The sequence below is a fragment of the Mesorhizobium sp. M7A.F.Ca.ET.027.03.2.1 genome, assembly GCF_003999175.1.
In the GTDB taxonomy this organism is placed as follows: Bacteria; Pseudomonadota; Alphaproteobacteria; order Rhizobiales; family Rhizobiaceae; genus Mesorhizobium.
This window is the reverse complement of the sequence record NZ_RZOM01001098.1, coordinates 1-2035: the sequence shown is the minus strand read 5'-3', so window position 1 is coordinate 2035 and position 2035 is coordinate 1. Positions and strand designations below refer to the sequence as shown.

Below are 2035 nucleotides of genomic sequence, written 5' to 3'. Positions count from 1 at the left end.
GCCGCAGCGCCGCGCCAACCCAACCGCTTGGCGCTGCCGCGAACCCATCATAAGGGGGAAAACTGTTACCTATCTATCCGGTTCAAACTGTTACCCATCTATCGGCTGGACACGATCCATCAATACTTCTCCGGCACGTAGAGCTCGCGCGGCAGCACCTGGCGCTCGTATTCGGGGTTGAAGACGCGCTCGGGCAGCGTGATCTCCTCATGCGGCACTTCCTCGTAAGGCAGCTGCTTGAGCAGATGGTCGATGCAGTTCAGCCGCGCGCGCTTCTTGTCGTTGCCCTCGACGATGAACCAGGGCGCTTCCGGGATGTTGGTGCGGGCGAAGGTCTCTTCCTTGGCCTTGGTGTATTGCTCCCAGCGCACGCGCGACTGCAGGTCCATCGGCGACAGTTTCCACTGCTTCATTGGGTCATGGATGCGCATCAGGAAGCGCATCTGCTGTTCCTCGTCGGTGATCGAGAACCAGTATTTGACCACGGTAATGCCCGAGCGGACCAGCATGCGCTCGAACTCCGGCACGTCGTGAAAGAATTCTTCGACCTGATCGGGCTGGGCAAAGCCCATCACCCGCTCGACGCCCGAGCGGTTGTACCATGAGCGGTCGAACAGCACGATCTCGCCGCCGGCCGGCAGATGCGGGACATAGCGCTGGAAATACCATTGCGACTTTTCGCGCTCGGTCGGTGCCGGCAGTGCCACGACGCGGCAGATGCGCGGATTGAGCCGCTGGGTGATGCGCTTGATGACGCCGCCCTTGCCGGCCGAATCGCGTCCCTCGAAGATCACCACCAGCTTCTTCTTGTGGTAGGCGACCCAGGACTGCAGCTTGATCAACTCGGACTGCAGGGTGATCAGGTCGCGAAAATACTGCATGCGGTCGATCGAAGGCGGATGCGAGTTCTTGTAGATCTTGGCGATCTCCATCGACAGCGCCGGCTCCGACATTTCGAGCTCATAGTCTTCGTCGAGCGTGTCGGCGAGCTCGGCTTCAAGCCAATCCCTGGCCGGAGAATTCTGTTTTAGCTCGGTCATTATCGGCTGCTCCACTTGCAAGCTCTGTCGATCCACGTCCGGCGCCCCAAACTCCGGCTTACAGCCCGGAACGGCAACGCCTGAGCCGACTTCAATATAGGCCTGCAATGACGGTTTTATTGCAGCCCGAGCGTGATCGCCGCCGCTGCCAATCCCGCCAGGCATGATCGATCCGGCGTCTTGGCATGGCGACAAGTCGCGCAAATTGTCCTACAAATAGCGGCCACATTCGGGCACCCTCCCCAGCCCCTTTCTCAACGCAATCGCGAGGATCGACATGGAATACCGCACCCTCGGCCGTTCCGGCCTGAAAGTTTCGACGCTGACCATGGGGACCATGACGTTCGGCGGCGCCGGCGCATTTTCGGCGGTCGGCAAGACCGATCTCGACGAGGCGCGCCGGATGATCGATCTCTGCATCGACGCCGGCATCAATGTCATCGACACCGCCAACGTCTATTCGAATGGCATTTCCGAAGAAATCATCGGCGAAGCGCTCGGCGGCAAGCGCAAGGGCGACGTGCTGATCGCCTCCAAGGCACGGATGCGGATCGGCAAAGGCCCGAACGATGAAGGCTTGTCGCGCCATCACCTGATCCGCGAATGCGAGAAGAGCCTGAAGCGGCTCAGGACAGACGTCATCGACATCTATTTCCTGCACGAATGGGATGGCGTGACACCGCTGGAGGAAACCATCGGCGCGCTCGACACGCTGGTTGCCCAGGGCAAGATCCGCTATGTCGGCTGCTCCAACTATTCCGGCTGGCAGGTGATGAAGGCGCTCGGCATCAGCGACAGCCGCCACCAGCCGCGCTTCGTCACGCAGCAGATCCATTACACGCTGGAAGCGCGCGAGGCGGAGTACGAGTTGCTGCCGATTTCCGTCGACCAGGGGTTGGGCGTCCTGGTCTGGAGCCCGCTTGCCGGCGGATTGCTGTCCGGCAAATACCGCCGCGACAGCCCCACCGCCCGCCAACTCGCGGGCTGGTCCGAAC

Annotated in this window: 2 protein-coding genes; one reads left to right on the top strand and one right to left on the bottom strand. The window is 61.3% G+C overall.

What is annotated here, in order from left to right; all coding sequences use genetic code 11:
* Positions 1–119: 119 nt before the first annotated feature.
* A complete protein-coding gene (ppk2, locus tag EN750_RS31635; RefSeq protein ID WP_127270468.1) occupies positions 120–1040 on the bottom strand; it encodes a polyphosphate kinase 2 in 921 nt (306 codons plus the stop codon).
* A gap of 277 nt (positions 1041–1317) precedes the next feature.
* Between ppk2 and EN750_RS31630 the strand changes: the two genes are divergently transcribed.
* On the top strand, positions 1318–2035 hold a 718-nt coding region (locus tag EN750_RS31630), incomplete at its 3' end, for an aldo/keto reductase (RefSeq protein ID WP_145968100.1).